Origin of the sequence: Streptococcus suis (assembly GCF_046032115.1) — a bacterium.
Lineage (GTDB): Bacteria > Bacillota > Bacilli > Lactobacillales > Streptococcaceae > Streptococcus > Streptococcus suis_AJ.
Window position 1 is genome coordinate 21924 of sequence record NZ_JARQOZ010000014.1, and the last position, 16981, is coordinate 38904.

At 39.0% G+C, this 16981-nt stretch carries 15 protein-coding genes; 14 read left to right on the forward strand and 1 reads right to left on the reverse strand.

Annotation, left to right across the window (positions count from 1 at the left end; genetic code table 11):
- The first annotated feature begins 6 nt into the window (after positions 1-6).
- The 8 genes from P7J36_RS05830 to P7J36_RS05865 all read left to right on the forward strand — a co-directional run bounded on the left by P7J36_RS05830 (position 7) and on the right by P7J36_RS05865 (position 9353).
- Positions 7-969, forward strand: a complete 963-nt coding sequence (locus P7J36_RS05830; RefSeq protein WP_408551706.1) for a DUF6731 family protein — start codon at positions 7-9, stop codon at positions 967-969.
- A gap of 8 nt (positions 970-977) precedes the next feature.
- Complete coding sequence (locus P7J36_RS05835) at positions 978-1526, forward strand: hypothetical protein (RefSeq protein ID WP_408551705.1); 549 nt, start codon at positions 978-980, stop codon at positions 1524-1526.
- Between the two features lie 59 nt (positions 1527-1585).
- On the forward strand, positions 1586-2593 hold the full coding sequence (locus tag P7J36_RS05840) for a Fic family protein (protein WP_029185951.1): 1008 nt from the start codon (positions 1586-1588) through the stop codon (positions 2591-2593).
- 57 nt (positions 2594-2650) lie between these two features.
- Positions 2651-3268: a DUF5052 family protein gene (locus P7J36_RS05845; protein WP_408551704.1), complete on the forward strand. Its 618-nt coding sequence runs from the start codon at positions 2651-2653 to the stop codon at positions 3266-3268.
- Entirely contained in the window at positions 3269-3778 is a 510-nt protein-coding gene (locus tag P7J36_RS05850; protein WP_408551703.1) for a GNAT family N-acetyltransferase, read from the forward strand. It begins immediately after the preceding gene.
- The gene (locus P7J36_RS05855; protein ID WP_408551702.1) at positions 3768-4421 is read left to right on the forward strand and encodes a DNA alkylation repair protein; all 654 of its coding nucleotides are present in this window, start codon (positions 3768-3770) and stop codon (positions 4419-4421) included. Before P7J36_RS05850 ends, P7J36_RS05855 begins: the two co-directional genes overlap by 11 nt.
- 8 nt (positions 4422-4429) lie before the next feature.
- A complete protein-coding gene (locus tag P7J36_RS05860; protein WP_044759672.1) occupies positions 4430-4717 on the forward strand; it encodes a DUF1905 domain-containing protein in 288 nt (95 codons plus the stop codon).
- A gap of 388 nt (positions 4718-5105) precedes the next feature.
- Complete coding sequence (locus tag P7J36_RS05865) at positions 5106-9353, forward strand: sialidase domain-containing protein (RefSeq protein WP_408551701.1); 4248 nt, start codon at positions 5106-5108, stop codon at positions 9351-9353.
- A gap of 223 nt (positions 9354-9576) precedes the next feature.
- On the opposite strand, the gene P7J36_RS05870 is transcribed toward P7J36_RS05865, so the two are convergent.
- Complete coding sequence (locus P7J36_RS05870; protein ID WP_408551700.1) at positions 9577-10353, reverse strand: glycyl-radical enzyme activating protein; 777 nt, start codon at positions 10351-10353, stop codon at positions 9577-9579.
- A gap of 131 nt (positions 10354-10484) precedes the next feature.
- On the opposite strand from P7J36_RS05870, the gene P7J36_RS05875 reads away from it, so the two are divergent.
- From P7J36_RS05875 to P7J36_RS05900, 6 genes are all read left to right on the forward strand, one after another.
- The gene (locus P7J36_RS05875; protein WP_248049585.1) at positions 10485-11228 is read left to right on the forward strand and encodes a DeoR/GlpR family DNA-binding transcription regulator; all 744 of its coding nucleotides are present in this window, start codon (positions 10485-10487) and stop codon (positions 11226-11228) included.
- A gap of 12 nt (positions 11229-11240) precedes the next feature.
- The gene (locus P7J36_RS05880) at positions 11241-12215 is read left to right on the forward strand and encodes a sugar-binding transcriptional regulator (RefSeq protein WP_024398892.1); all 975 of its coding nucleotides are present in this window, start codon (positions 11241-11243) and stop codon (positions 12213-12215) included.
- 188 nt (positions 12216-12403) lie between these two features.
- Entirely contained in the window at positions 12404-12727 is a 324-nt protein-coding gene (locus P7J36_RS05885; RefSeq protein ID WP_011922241.1) for a PTS lactose/cellobiose transporter subunit IIA, read from the forward strand.
- 32 nt (positions 12728-12759) lie between these two features.
- Positions 12760-13065: a PTS sugar transporter subunit IIB gene (locus tag P7J36_RS05890; RefSeq protein ID WP_002935430.1), complete on the forward strand. Its 306-nt coding sequence runs from the start codon at positions 12760-12762 to the stop codon at positions 13063-13065.
- A 12-nt stretch (positions 13066-13077) separates the two neighbouring features.
- Entirely contained in the window at positions 13078-14379 is a 1302-nt protein-coding gene (locus P7J36_RS05895; protein ID WP_024376530.1) for a PTS sugar transporter subunit IIC, read from the forward strand.
- Positions 14380-14530: 151 nt separating this feature from the next.
- Positions 14531-16975 (forward strand): glycyl radical protein, encoded by a 2445-nt coding sequence (locus tag P7J36_RS05900; protein WP_408551699.1) that lies wholly within the window; start codon positions 14531-14533, stop codon positions 16973-16975.
- Positions 16976-16981 lie beyond the last annotated feature (6 nt).

Here is a 16981-nt window from a genome sequence, read left to right on the forward strand (position 1 = left end):
AAGAATATGTCAATGAATCAAGTACTTGTAAAGTTTTTATACTTTCAACTAAAAGTTGATAGAACTGTTGATAATTCACGGAAAAAGATGCTTTTTGATTTAACGCAATTTGCTGAAAAGGTTAAAGAGTTAGATTTAGATGCTAGAAGTTGGAAATATAATGGTGATCCAATCAGATTGAAAAATTTTCGAGTTGATGAAAATGACTTGCTTTTAATGCAATTTGAACGATTGACCAACAATGCGATGCCCTATATTGCAAAGGCCTCAGAGGAAATCGAAAGAGATGTCCCATTAGATGATGATGAATTTATAGCAAATGATATAAATGCAATCTTTGACTTGAGTAATTCTGTTTTAATGTTGCAAAGAAACATTCACGCTTTATCACCGAAGGCGATCATACAGTATATCAATTATTTTTGGAATGAAGATAGAGCTGAAAATGAGTGGGAAGTTATTGAATTTATTCCAATAATAGATCCAAATATTTATGATTCAGCTGCGAGGAATAGTGACTTTAAAAAACTAACTGTAAAAACAGCAAATAAGTATAATTCAAAAAATGGGGTTAGAAATATGCTTAGTGATGCAGTGGATGGAGTTCTTGGTAATATTATTAGGGCCAGTCAACCTGTGAGTGGTTTAAATTTAGAGGTAACTTTCAGCACAGCACGATCAAAGGATGATACTTTGAATGATTCTGAGGTTAAAAAAATCATTCAAGAAATTCGAGAGCATGAAAACTATTTTGAAAAAGCAGAACTATCCATTATCAATAGCGGGCACATCGAAGTATTGAACCTATTAAATGCATTATTGTTAGAAAAAGAAAGATTTGAGCAACCGCCAAAAACTAGATTGCGATCGGATGTCGTACTAGATAGAATGAAATATTGCTATTTGCCTGCGAACGAGGGATTAAACAGAAAGTTAAAGATTAACTTAATGTTGCGAGATGGAAGTTGAGAAATCGTATGATAAAAGGAAATCGTTTCAATTATTTATACCCATGGATTATTGGAGTCCTATTATTGATAGTTGCTAAGATTTTAAAATTATCTGTAAAAATGAAAGGTTTTCCGGGGATCTTGGAATCAATTATTCAATTTTCAGGGTTGGTCATCGGATTTTATACTGCTATGTATGGTTTGGTTTTAGTGTCTTCAAATACAGAAATATTCCAAAAATATCAACAACAAGGAATAGATAATATTTTTAGAAGTAATCTTAGAGATTCATTACGTTTTGCTTTCTTTGCATTCATAATGTCTGTTATAATGCAAGAGTTGAGATTTCATCAAGAATGTGTCAGAATACTGAGTATTACTACTTCATGGAGCCAGATTGGTTTTTATATTTGGATATTTATCGTTGGTGTTTTCTTAGGGACATCATATAGAACAATAAGATTATTATTGCAATTATTATTTAATCAGTTCCTTTCATCTGAAAAAGTATTAAGTACGACAAGTGGTGAAACTATCGATGAAAGAAAAGCAAGATTAGATAAATTAAGAAACTAGAACACCTAATAAATATGAGGTTTAATTTTTGTAAGAACAACCTTAATAGAAAGGTCATCATGCAACCAAACTATACTTTAACTGAAAAAATGATTAGTCGAGTAGCAGATATTTCTTCATTGACGACTCGCCTTGTTTTAGAAAAGCGCGATCTGCATTTACGAAAGGAAAACCGTATTCGCTCTATTCAGTCATCTTTGGCGATTGAAAATAATAGTTTAACTGTGGAACAGGTAACAGCTATCATTGAAGGAAAACGTGTCTTAGGAAGGCCGAAAGAAATTCATGAAGTTCAAAATGCTTATGAAGCTTATGAATTTGCTTTTGGATTAGACCCTTATGATATCAATGATTTCTTGCGTGCTCATGCTGCATTAACACAAGGATTAGTAAAACAATCAGGGAAATTCCGTACAACGGATGTGGGAGTCTATGACGGTGATGGAAATGTAGTCCATGTTGGTGCCCGACCTCAATTCATTAAACCTCTTGTTGAAGACTTATTTTCTTGGGCAAAACGGAGTGATTTACACGCCTTGATTAAAAGCTGTATTGTCCATTATGAATTGGAAATTATTCATCCTTTTGAAGATGGAAATGGACGCATGGGGAGATTGTGGCAAAGTTTGTTACTTTACCAATGGGAGTCAATTTTTGAGTGGATTCCAATTGAAACAGTAATCTATAAATACCAACAGGCTTACTATGATAGTTTAACAATCAGTAATACATCAGTTGATGCAACTGTTTTTATCGAGTTCATGCTTGATGCAATTTTTGAAACATTAGAAGAATATTCGCTCACCAATTCGCTCACCAATTCGCTCACTAATTCGCTCACTAATTCGCTCATTTTGAGTGAGCCGATTATGAGCGACAAAGAGCAGGCTGTATTTGAAAAGGTTGCTCTTTTTTTACGTCAACATTCGATTATCTCCAGTAGAGATTTACAAGAGGTAATGGGTTTCAGTCCAGCTACAGCTCGTCGATACTTGTCTCGATTCGAGGAATATGGATTTCTTCGATCCTCGGGCAGTACCAGGAAGAAGTATTATTCGCTGTCATAGACGGTCTCAAAAAAATTTTTCATGGTACAATAAGGTATCAACTATTGGAGGTTTTATATGAAATGGAATAAAAAGTTAGCCCTCAGTGCTGTTTTAGTAACTAGCCTAGTCACTCTTTCTGCCTGTCAATCAATTTCAAATTGGTGGAAAAATACCAAGGAAGAATGGATTGGCTTAGAGATGACGGTACGGACTTATGATGAAAATTCTCAGTTGATAGATGAAATGTCTGGTAAATCCCTATCGATTTCGCGGAACAAGGAATTTGACTCTGTGGATGCCGAAGGCTATTCCAATGCGGATTCGTCTGTTTTGAAAGTCACACTTGGCAATTATGAAATTGACCATGTCGGTTCGTCCTTGATTGCTGCCGAAGAAGGCTTGGAAGATTTGTATGCGAAATATCAGACCACAGTAGATATTGCAAATTACGATCGTGCAATTCCGCTTGTTAACCGTATGGTATCTAGTCTCAAAAATGATTTTACAGGTAAGGCAAAGGTGGTTTTGATTCGTTCGCAAAACGGAACCCCGCTTGCTACTTATGTAGGTGATAAAGTGTCTCTTTATGCATCTGATGCACCTAAGACTTCTGAACTCTTGATTGATGGCAAACGGTTAATTATCTACCGTTGTGATTATACCATTTATGATAGAGAATTATTGGAGAACTAAATGATAGACATTCGTTCTGCAAGGATAGGGGATGCGGCAGACCTGGTGGCAATTTATGCTCCTTATGTAGAAAAGACAGCTATTACCTTTGAGACTCAGGTACCGACTGTGGGTGAATTTGCAAGTCGAATTGAAAAGACCTTGGGGAAGTTTCCCTATCTGGTCGCAGTAGAAGAAGGGAAACTTCTTGGCTATGCTTACGCTTCAACCTATTATGCCCGAGCTGCCTATGACTGGACGGTGGAATTATCTGTCTATATCCAGCAAGAAGTTCGAGGAAAAGGAATCGGCTCCATGCTCTATGATGCCTTGGAAGAGGAATTGATAGTGCGTGGTTTTAAGAACTTCTTGGCCTGCATTGCCCTGCCAAATCCTGCCTCCATTTCCCTCCATGAAAAAAGGGGATATGAACAGGTGGCACATTTTAAAAATGTGGGGTATAAATTTGGGTCCTGGCATGATATTGTCTGGCTACAAAAATCCTTGGTAGGTGAGAATGATGAACATTGAAGAACTAGAAAAACGCTTGTTGGCTGTGGCGGATGCCAGTCAGGCTCAACCTATGAAAGCCTATATGAAGAATCATTTTGAGTTTCTAGGCGTTCGTTCCCCAGACCGTCGAACAGTTGCCAAACAATTCTTCAAAGATTTTAAGGCCTCGGGAATTGATTGGAACTTTGTAGAGGCTTGCTGGTCTAAGCCCTATCGTGAGTTTCAGTATATTGCCATTGATTACCTGGTTACCAAGAAAAAAGACTTGGTTTTAGCTGATTTACCTCGATTGAAACAGTTAGCTCAGACCAAGTCTTGGTGGGATAGTATTGATGGATTAGATAAACTAGTTGGTAAGATTGTGTTGGACAATCCAGAGGCCAAGCAGACCATTTTGGAATGGAGTGTGGATGATGATTTCTGGCTGAGACGAATTGCCATTGACCACCAACTCTTGCAGAAAGAAAAGACAGATACAGAGTTGCTTGAGAAAATTCTGGTCAATAATCTCAATCAGACAGAATTTTTCATCAACAAGGCGATTGGCTGGAGTTTGCGGGATTATTCTAAGACCAATCCTGAATGGGTACGGGCTTTCCTTGACACCTACCGTTCCCAAATGGCAGGCTTGTCCATCCGTGAGGCTAGTAAATACATCTAGGAGGAACCATGTCTAAAGTCTATGAATTTGAAGCCCGTATCCATCCCGTACCAGATAAAGGAGGAGCCTATGTCATCTTTCCCTATGATATACGAGAAGAGTTTGGCAAGGGGAGGGTAAAGGTACATGCCAGATTTGATGGTCATCCCTATGATGGCTCCATTGTCAATATGGGAGTTAAGGATGAAGCAGGCAATATCTGTTACATTATTGGCGTTCAAAAGGCTATTCGAACTGCTATTGGTAAACAGGCTGGTGATAGAGTACAAGTAACCATTCAAGAACGAATGGAGTAATCAGGCTTGCAAATCCTTGAGATTATGGTAGAATAGATTCATGCGATGAGCCGAGTAGTGACTTTGTCACATTCGATGCTAGGGAGGTCTTCATTTAATTGAAACGCAGGAGCGGACCTTGAATAGTTGTGTGAACCGGCTATTCTCATTGGAAACAATGCCCTTGCCCACCCTTGAGGTGGGCTTTTTTAAGCCTTTTTCAAAAATAGTTGTGTTTACTTGTTTTTATGTAGTAGCTATCAGTAGATGGCTTTCTTCCATAATACTTCTTTTATTATAGGACTGATAAGGGAGAAATAACAGTAAGTTACATCATAATAGATATAAATCTATATGGAAGAATGTGCTTTCTCGCAATAGTGTAGTATGTAAGGAATTTGGTGAAGATATGAAAAAAATTACAAAATCATCCGTTTATAAAGTTTCTTTATTTTCTAGCTTAGTTTTCCCCACAATCATGTATTCTGAGGCAGTTTTGGGGCAAGAGTTAGAGCAAGTTGCCCTTGAACAGCCATTGGTAGTTAAACAAGAACAAGCAGTTACAAGTGTCTCTACGGAGCTGGAAATATCATCTACTCAAGTAGAAACAACTTCTCAGAATCTGTCAACAGAAGAAGGAACCGTCCCATCTAATATTGGAGGAAATCTAGAGGAAGTTTCAGGAACTGTTGTTGAAGAAACGGAAACATATCCAGCTCTACGTGCTGGATATGAGACGGTCAATGCGGATGTTCCCTCTCAAGAATTTGAAAATAATGAAATTACCAAGGTAGAAGCGATTCAATTAAATAGTAGCAATGACAAACGTCATGTGTTGAGTGAAGGGACAGAACACCTTATTAGACAATCTGAAACAGGCACGATTTATATGGAGTATAAGGCTGCTCAAAATGCAGGTTTTCACAGTCTGTTCTCCACATCCAGTGATACGAAATCAAATGAATACACGGCTCTCATTGCAAAAGATGGTAGTGTTACTCTGGAAAGTCGTGTGGATGGTGGTCGAACAATTGCCAATGTTACCCAGATGGATGCTACAATGGTCAATGGTGAGTGGAATGCAGTTGCCATGACCTATGAAAAAGTCTTGAATAGTCAAGAAATGGATGTCAAGCTTTACATCAATGGTCAATTTTCTGGTGCAACAAGAGCTAGTCAAGGAATCTTTACCAGTGCAACTGCTATGAACCATGCTCAACTTGGAGCAACAAAGCGTGGCAACGATTTACGGTGGGGTGTTGATCAATTAGATATTAGAAATTTTACGTTTTATAACAAGGCCCTTACAGCTGAAGAAGTTGCTCGGCGTTCCATTCTATTTACTCGTCAACCAGCTCCTGTAGATAGTTTGGCAACAACTGGCATATCTGAAAAAGTGGTGGTTTTTGAAGGTGGACGAGCTGGTCAGAAAGGTCCAGAAGGGGCAGCTAGTTTCCGTATTCCTGCTCTCTTGAAGACTGACAAGGGTACTTTGATTGCTGCGACAGATATGCGTCACGATCATTCGGGCGACTGGGGAGACATTGCTCAAGTTGTGAAACGTAGTTCGGATAATGGAGTAACTTGGGGTTCAACAATTAAAATTGTTGATTTGAAGAATAATGAAAAGGCGACCAATCGTAGTATTGGTGCACCTTTGACCATTGATACAGCTCTTGTTCAAGATCCAACGACGAAGCGAATTTTTGCTATTTATGATATGTATCCAGAGGGACAGGCCTTGTTTGGGATGCCATCTCAAAGAGAAGTAGAATATACAGTCATTAATGGAAAATCCTACCTTAATCTATATTCTAATAATGCTGATCGTCCTTATACTTTACGAGAAGATGGATATGTATACTCGCCTCAAGGTCAAAAAACGGCTTACCGAGTCAATACAAAGGATTCAAGTCCAGCTTATGCCAATTTAGGTGATTTGTATCACAATCAGCAATTGATTGGCAATATCTATAATCAGACGGATTCGGCAAGTCCTTTCCGTGTGGCAAAGGCAAATTATATCTGGATGTCATACAGTGATGACGACGGATTAACCTGGTCAAGACCCGAAGATATCACACCAAGTGTTAAAAAAGATTACATGAAGTTCCTTGGTTTGGGACCAGGTACTGGTATTACCTTGCATACTGGTCCTAATAAAGGTCGATTGGTGGTTCCGGCCTATTCTGCAAACTGGAAGACCGGTTTATATGGTTCGCAATCAGCCTTGGTCTTTTATTCTGATGATCATGGAAAAAATTGGAAGGCGGGTCAAACATTTAACGACAATCGTCAATTGGCTGACGGAACGCTCTTACATTCTAGTACCATGAATCTCTCAAAAGAACAAGGTACAGAGGCTACACTTGTCCAACTCGGAAATGGACAGTTGAAGATGTTTATGCGTGGGCTTGCAGGCAAGGTGCGTGTGGCAACAAGTCTTGACGGAGGTCAGACTTGGCTGAATGATCTTGAAGTAATGGATGCCATTCACGATCCTTACGTTCAATTATCTGCGATTCGTCATGTTCGCAATGGAAAAGAATATGTGCTGTTAGCGAATGCTGCTGGTCCGGGAGGCAATCGTACAAATGGTACTATCCATGTAGCAGAAGTTGGGACTGATGGCCGATTGAACTGGCTCCACCATAGTTTGATTCAGGATGGTAACTTCGCTTACAATTCCCTACAATATCTCGGAAATGATACTTTTGGTATCTTATATGAACATTCATCGGGAAATCAAAATGCCTATAGTCTTTATTATAAACAGGTTACTTGGGACTATTTGACTCGTCCAGTGACTGCAAGTGCCGCAAGTGCAGTACAGACAATCAGTTTAGGTCGTGATAATAAACTTTATCTTTCCTTTACAAAGCCGGTTATTGCCTTAAATCAACCAAATCTGCGAACAAGTACAGGTCAAGAATTGACTTTCCTAGGTCAGTTGGATAGCCAGACTTTAATATATAGTTGGAATCAGCAAGCAGGAAGTTTTGCAATTGAAGGTCTATCAAGAGGTTCGATTGTGACCCTGGCAAATAAGGTAGCACTCGTAACAGCTGTATTTGAGAAGCTTCTGGCTGACAGTTCTAACAAAGTATCAAGTGATCGTCTTCTGGTGACTGGTGAGGATGTTTATGAAGATAGTTTCAGACGTGGTTTAGGTAACTTAATGGATGGAAATCTAGAAACTTTGACGGAATTGCGTTGGAATTTGACAGATAAAATTACTCTTCCGCAGACTATTTCAATTCAGACACGTAATAATCAAGCAATTCAACTCGATAAGCTGGCTCTTTTCAAGCGTATCAATAATTACGGTACAGTTACTAAGTATCGTATTAAAACTTACGATGGTACAAACTTGACACATGATTCAGGGATTATTGAAGTTCCTTATGCTCAGACAGAAGATCATTATAAGTTCACAAGCAGAGTGTTTGCGAATAAGGTTGAATTGATAATTTTAGAAGCGAAATTCCGACCAGATATTATCAACAATCGTACTATGACGATTAAAGAAGTTGAATTGTACGAGGTGGGAAGTAGCGTTGAAGAACAACCTTTGTTTAGAGTGGAAAAGATTGATCCTTCTCGCTTAGCGGTTCGTGGTGAAAATGTCTATGAGGATACCTTTGGACGTGGTTTGCCTAATTTGATGGATGGCAATAAGGAAAGTCTAACAGAGCTACGTTGGAATTTGACAGATCGAATTACCTTGCCTCAGACAATCACTATTCAGACTACAAATGGCCAAGCAACTAGATTGCATAGTTTGGTCATGACCAAGCGTATCAATAACAATGGTACTGTTACAAAATACCAAATTAAAGCCTATAATGGTGCAACTTTGGTTCATCAATCTCAAGAAATCGCCGTACCTTACGAAAGAGAGATTGAAACTTATCAATTTAGTCGAGATATTCGATCAGATAGAATCGAATTGATTATTTTGGAGGCGCGTGTGCGACCAAATCAAATCAATAATCGCATGATGACCTTGAAAGAAGTGGAATTGTTTGAATATATTCCAAGTCAAGCTGAGCCTTCCTTTGCTAATCATCAGGTACTGAGTTTGGAGCCTCTTCAGACAAATGTTCAAAACGGTAAGCGTATTGAGCTAGCTAGCACTGTCAAAGACAGTCTTCTAGCTATCAATAGTGGAACGATTTTCATGGACTTCAAAGCCAGCACCACTTCAGGTTTTTATAGCTTGTTCTCGACATCGAGTGCCAGTCTAAAAAATGAGTATTCAGCTCTCATTGTACGGGATGGGAAACTGATTTTTGAAAGCCGTATCGGTAGTAGCGGTCAGACTATCGGTCATATTACAGAGGCCAGTCAGCGCCTCATCAATGGGAACTGGAATACTGTCGCCATGACCTACGAACAAGTTGGGACAAGTCGTCAATTCTTGGTCAAATTATATGTGAATGGAAAATTGTCTGGTCAGACAACCATGTCACAAGCTCCATTTACTTCTGCAACTGCTATGGACTATGTACAGGTTGGTGGCACACGTCGGCAGACAGAACTACGTTGGACAGTTGATGAGCTTAATCTTCGTCAATTCATGTTTTATAATAGTGTTTTGACACCTGAGGAAATTGAACAACGTTCACGGATGGTTGTAAATGAGTCTACCCTATAATTGGGAGATAAGTTAGATTGAAGAAAAGTCTATTTGGGACAGACTCTTCAATCTTTTATTTTTGTAGTCAAAATAAGAACTCTTAGAAAACATTTGAATGAGGTTTCTAAGAGTTCTATTATTCCGTATATCTTTGTAGAAGTATCAATATTTAATTTGGTCTGAACATTGAACGAATCAGTCAATACTGCTCATTCTGATGGTTAATATTATTAAAAGTGTGCTAGAAGTAACAATTGATATTATGTTTCAAAAAGATTGCCTGATAATCAGCCAAGTCTTCTGGATGGAGAGCCTTGACATCGGTCATAGCATAGGTTCGATTGAGAAGCTTATACTTATTTTCTCCAAATTGATGGAAGGGGAGTAGTTGAACTTTGTCAATCTTGAGTTGATTAAAGAGACAGGCGAATTGTTCAGCATCTTCAAGGGAATTATTAAAGTCAGGGATAACAGGGATACGTAGGACGATTTCTTTTCCGATGGAAAAGGCGTATTGGATATTTTGTATGATAAGGTTATTGTTGACGCCGGTGACTTTTCTATGAGAAATTGTATTATAATGTTTTAAATCAGTATAGATAAAGTCAACGTATTGGATAAGGTCAACAAATTTGCGGTGTTCTACGAAAGCGGTGGTTTCAATAGCGGTATGAAGGCCGTGTTTTTTTGCCTCCATAAGAATAGCTTTCGCAAACTCATATTGGGCAAAAATTTCTCCGCCAGACAGCGTGAGCCCACCACCAGATTCTTCATAAAAATCAATATCTTTCATGACTTCGGATATGATGTCATCAACAGATTTTTCTTCTCCCATGATGGTCATTTTTTTACTAATAGCATCAAGCATGGGTTCAGGTTTTCGTTTTTGAGATTCTGGATTTGCACACCAAGGACAACGTAGGGGGCAGCCTTTCAAGAAAACCGTCGTACGTATACCTGGACCGTCATGGAGTGAAAAATGTTGAATGTTAAAAATAATGCCTTTTCGTGTATTCATGCTCTTTCTCCTTTTCGATTAATTTGATTTTATCACACAAAAGAAAGTTTTACAATTACGAACGTAAGTTTAAAAGTTGCAAATAGTTGAAAAAGAGTCAAAATTTGATAGAATAATGATGAGGTGATGAAATGGAACGATTAGATAAAATTATACAACTGGTATCACAACATGAAAGAATAGATGTCAATAGTTTGGCGGAGCAACTGGACGTTTCTAAGGTAACCATCCGTAAAGATTTAGATAAGTTAGAATCAAAAGGTTTATTACGTAGAGAACATGGCTATGCTGTTCTAAATAGTGGTGATGACCTTAATATTCGGATGTCCTTTCGCTATGACGTAAAAAAACGAATTGCAAAAGAAGCAGCAAATCTTATTGCCGACAATGAAACGATTATGATAGAGTCTGGGTCAACTTGTGCTCTCTTGGCAGAAGAAATTTGCAAAACCAAGAGAAATGTGACCATCATAACAAATTCTTATTTTATAGCCAATTATGTGCGACAATATGATAGCTGTCAGATTATTTTATTGGGTGGTGAGTTTCAAAAAGATTCCCAAGTAACAGTTGGGCCGCTCTTGCATAAAATGATTCAGTTTTTCCATGTTGATAAGGCTTTTGTAGGAACTGACGGCTATGATAGTGAGCATGGTTTTACAGGTAAAAACTTAATGCGAAGCGAAGTAGTGCAGTACATGTCTGACGTTGCTGAAAACATGATTGTGCTAACAGATTCTAGTAAATTTACAAAACGAGGGACAGTACGCAGATTTGGTTTAAGTCAAGTTGCTCAGGTCATTACAGATACGTCGATTTCTGAAGATCTTGTCAAGGAATTAGAAAATGCTAGAGTCACAGTAAGGCTAGTTTAGGTTGGGGGCAATATGAAGCAAGAAAAAAGAAGGCAGTTGGCAAAAATAGCCTATCTTTACTACGAAGAGGGGAAAAGCCAAGCTGAGATTGCTGCTGAGACAGGAATTTATAGAACGACAGTCAGTAGAATGTTGACCAAGGCTAAGTCAGAAGGCATTGTAAAAATAGAAATTCAAGATTTTGATAGGCGCCTATATCGACTAGAAAAATATGTTCAAGAAAAATATGGATTAAAAGGTTTAGAACTGGTTGAAAACAGCACCGATGAGGACCAGCTTGATTTAGAAAATCGTCTGGCACAGGCTGCAGCCGATATGCTTACCAATCTAATTGATGATGGAAAGAAAGTTGGTTTTTCATGGGGGAGAAGCCTCAGTCTTATTGTAGATAAGATAGGAAATCATCGTATGAAAGGTGTCAAATTTGTTCCAATAGCTGGCGGTCCAAGTCATATCCACGCACGTTATCATGTGAATACTCTGATTTACGATATGGCCAATAAATTTCGTGGAGAATGTAGTTTTATCAATGCGACGATTATCCAGGAGAATCAAGAACTTGCTCAAGGTATTCTTTCTTCTAAATATTTCGAGGAGCTATGTGCTGACTGGAAGGACTTAGATGTAGCAGCAATCGGTATTGGCGGTCGAGTCGATGAAAAAAATCGTCAATGGTTAGATATGTTGACGACGGCTGATTTTCAAGCCTTGTCAGATGAAGGTGCCGTTGGTGAAACCTGCTGTCGTGGTCTGAATCAATACGGACAAGCTGTTGTTGAGGATTTGCAAAAGAGGACCATTGCCATCTCTTTAGATGATTTAAAAGAAGTTCCAGATACCATAGCTCTTGCATACGGGGAGGAAAAGGCTCAAGCCATTTTAGCTGTATTGCGAGCTGGCTACATTCATCATCTGGTCACAGATGAACGAACAATCGTAAAAGTTTTAGAACTGGATAATGATGTGCATATCCATACAAATTTGTAAGAGAGTACTTCAATCGCTTAAAGGTGGTTGAAGTATTTTTCTATCCCAAAAAATGCACAAAAGTGCAGAAATATATTAAAACAGAAAATGTTCTATAAATATATTTACGCTATAAAGAGAAAATGATATGATTTAGTTACGAAAGAAATATAATAACTTACAAATAAAACAAATCGGAGGAAAAAGAAATGGAAATGATTGTTGCAGATCAATTGATCATGGGATTGATTATTTATGCTGGAGATGCGAAAAGTCACGCTTACCAAGCTTTGTCGCTTGTCAAAGCAGGTGAAGAAGAGCGAGCAGAAGAGGAATTAGAATTGGCAGATGCAGCATTATTAGAAGCTCACAATATGCAGACAAAATTCTTAGCACAGGAAGCTGGGGGAGCAAAATCTGATATTACAGCACTATTTGTCCATTCGCAAGATCATTTGATGACATCCATTACAGAGATCAATTTGATTAAAGAAATCATTGATTTGCGGAAAGAACTAAAAAAAGTTGGCTAAAACAAAAAAATTATATTTAGGAGGAAACCGAAATGGTTAAAATCGCTCTATTTTGTGCCGCTGGTTTTTCTACAGGCATGTTGGTAAACAACATGAAGATTGCAGCAGCAGACGCAGGTGTCGAAGTAGAAATCGACGCGCATTCCCAAGGGAAAATTGCAGATTACCTTGACGAAATCGATGTAGCTTTACTGGGACCACAAGTAGCATATACGCTTGATAAGTCAAAAGCGCTCTGTGATGAAAAGCAAGTCCCTATTGCCGTGATTCCAATGGCAGACTACGGGATGTTGGACGGGAAAAAAGTTCTTCAATTGGCACTCAGCATGGTTTCATAAAGGAGTATGGTCATGTCCAAAATTGATACACAAAAAATTATTGTCCCAATCATGAAATTTGTGAATATGAAAGGAATCATCGCTCTAAAAGATGGTATGTTGGCTATCTTACCTTTAACAGTAGTCGGTAGTATTTTCTTAATTTTGGGGCAGTTGCCTTTTGAAGGCTTAAATGCTGCAATAGCTTCTATATTTGGAGCGGAATGGACTGAACCGTTTATGCAAGTCTATAGCGGAACCTTTGCGATTATGGGCTTGATTTCTTGTTTTGCGATTGGTTATTCTTACGCCAAAAATAGTGGAGTTGAGCCTCTCCCTGCGGGCGTACTGTCCTTGTCTTCATTCTTTATCCTCTTGAAATCATCTTATATTCCAGTTGATGGAGAACCAATCGGTGATGCCATCGCAAAAGTATGGTTTGGTGGTCAAGGAATTATCGGTGCGATTATTATTGGTTTGGTAGTGGGCGCTATCTATACGACTTTTATTCAGCGTCATATTGTTATCAAGATGCCTGAACAAGTACCGCAAGCTATTGCCAAGCAGTTTGAAGCTATGATTCCAGCTTTTGTCATCTTTTTGCTATCTATGATTGTCTATATTGTTTCCAAGATGGCGACAAACGGTGGTACATTCATTGAAATGATTTATGATGTGATTCAAGTGCCACTACAAGGTTTGACTGGTTCATTACCAGGTGCGATTGGAATTGCTTTCTTCATTTCCTTCCTCTGGTGGTTTGGTGTACATGGCCAGTCAGTTGTCAATGGTGTCGTTACTGCTTTACTATTGTCAAACCTCGATGCCAATAAGGCCCTTTTAGCAGCAGATAAATTGTCTCTGGAAAATGGCGCCCACATCGTGACCCAACAATTCTTAGATAGTTTCTTGATTATGTCAGGTTCAGGTATTACCTTCGGTATTGTTTTTGCAATGCTATTTGCCGCTAAATCAAAACAATATAAGGCTCTTGGTAAGGTAGCGGCCTTTCCTGCACTCTTTAACGTAAATGAACCAGTCGTCTTTGGTTTTCCAATTGTGATGAATCCTGTTATGTTCTTACCATTTGTCTTGGTACCGATCTTAGCGGCTTTCATTGTCTACGGTGCAATCTCAATAGGCTTTATGCAACCATTTTCAGGTGTGACCCTACCATGGTCTACTCCAGCAATCATTTCTGGTTTTATGGTAGGTGGTTGGCAAGGTGCAGTTGTTCAAATCATTATTTTAGCTGTCTCAACTATTGTTTATTTCCCATTCTTCAAAATCCAAGATAAGATTGCCTATGAAAGTGAAATGAAAGAACCAGTTTAGTCAATGATGTCAGACAAAAGAGTTGCACAAATGTGCAGCTGGCTTCGGAAATCTTAGCGCTCACTAGCATCAATTGACAATAACCCCTATTACAGGATATACTTAATTTACAAACGAAACAAAATTAAGTTTCGAAAGAAAGGGTAAAACTATGAAAACAGTGACTGAAGTAGCTAGCACTAGCATTAAAACTGAGTATTTTGGAAGTCTGACTAATCGGATGAACAAATACAGAGAAGATGTCCTTGATAAGAAGCCCTATATTGACGCGGAACGGGCTGTTTTAGCAACAAAAGCCTATCAAGAACATAGAGAGAAGCCCAATGTATTAAAAAGGGCCTATATGCTCAAGGAAATATTGGAGAACATGACGCTTTATATTGAAGAAGAAAGTCTGATTGCAGGTAACCAAGCTTCTTCAAATAAAGATGCTCCCATCTTCCCAGAATATACCTTAGAGTTTGTATTGAATGAATTGGATTTATTCGAAAAACGGGATGGGGATGTCTTCTATATTACCGAGGAAACCAAGGAGCAGTTGCGCAGCATCGCTCCATTCTGGGAAAAGAATAATCTTCGTTCACGTGCAGGTGTCTTGCTTCCAGAAGAAGTTCAAGTTTATATGGAAACTGGCTTCTTTGGTATGGAAGGTAAGATGAACTCTGGCGATGCCCACTTGGCTGTCAATTACCAAAAGGTATTGGAACAAGGTTTGCGTGGTTTTGAGGAGCGAGTTCGTGTAGCAAAGGCTAATCTCGATTTGACGGATCCTGCAAGTATTGATAAATATCATTTCTATGACTCAATCTTTATCATCATTGATGCGGTGAAAGCATACGCAGATCGTTTTGTCGCCTTGGCTACTGAATTGGCAGAGAAAGCTCCAACCGCTCAACGCCGTCAAGAACTACTGGAGATTGCACGGATTTGTGCGAAGGTGCCGTATGAACCTGCTGAAACATTTGCAGAGGCAGTGCAATCGGTCTGGTTTATCCAGTGTATCTTGCAAATCGAGTCGAATGGACATTCTCTATCCTATGGACGTTTCGACCAATACATGTATCCGTATGTGAAAGCTGATTTAGAAGCAGGACGTGAAACGGAAGATAGCATCGTCGAACGCTTGACTAACTTGTGGATTAAGACCATTACTATCAACAAGGTTCGTAGTCAATCACATACCTTCTCATCTGCTGGTAGTCCACTATACCAAAATGTAACCATTGGTGGACAAACACGTGATAAGAAGGATGCTGTCAATCCACTTTCTTACTTAGTATTGAAATCTGTTGCCCAAACACACCTGCCACAGCCAAACTTGACTGTTCGCTATCATGCAGGCCTAGATGCTCGCTTCATGAATGAATGTATTGAAGTCATGAAACTTGGTTTTGGTATGCCTGCCTTCAACAACGATGAAATTATCATTCCATCCTTTATAGAGAAAGGTGTCTTGGAAGAAGATGCCTATGACTACAGTGCGATTGGCTGTGTAGAAACGGCTGTTCCTGGTAAATGGGGCTACCGTTGTACAGGTATGAGCTATATGAATTTCCCGAAAGTTTTATTGATTACCATGAATGATGGTATCGATCCTGCATCAGGCAAACGGTTTGCACCAGCCTTTGGTCACTTCAAAGATATGAAATCCTTTGAAGAGCTTGAAACGGCATGGGAAAAGACACTTCGTCATCTAACACGGATGAGTGTTATCGTTGAAAATGCAATTGACATGGCTTTAGAAAGAGAAGTACCAGACATTCTCTGCTCGGCTCTGACAGATGACTGTATCGGTCGTGGCAAGCACCTGAAAGAAGGCGGAGCAATTTACGATTACATTTCTGGTCTGCAGGTTGGCATTGCCAATTTATCTGATTCTCTAGCAGCAATCAAAAAATTAGTCTTTGAAGAAGGACGATTGACTCCAGAAGAATTGTGGCATGCTTTGGAAACAGACTATGCTGGAGAGCGTGGTAAAGAAATCCAGGAAATGTTGATTGAAGATGCACCAAAATATGGTAACGATGATGATTATGCAGACCAATTGGTAACAGCAGCGTATGATATTTATATCGATGAGATTGCCAAATATCCAAATACTCGCTTTGGTCGTGGTCCGATTGGTGGTATCCGTTATTCAGGTACATCATCCATTTCAGCAAACGTTGGACAGGGGCGTGGTACCTTAGCAACTCCAGATGGTCGAAATGCAGGTACACCGTTGGCAGAAGGTTGTTCTCCATCACATAATATGGATAAAAATGGACCGACATCTGTTTTGAAATCAGTTGCCAAATTACCAACGCATGAAATTGTTGGAGGCGTTCTGCTCAATCAGAAGGTCAATCCACAAACACTTGCCAAAGAAGAAGACAAACAAAAATTAATTGCCCTCTTGCGGACATTCTTTAACCGCTTGCATGGCTATCATATTCAGTACAATGTTGTCTCTCGAGAAACCTTGATTGATGCACAACTACATCCTGAAAAACACCGTGATTTGATTGTCCGTGTAGCAGGTTATTCAGCATTCTTCAATGTATTGTCGAGAGCAACACAAGACGACATCATTGGTCGTACAGAACATACATTGTAAAAGAGG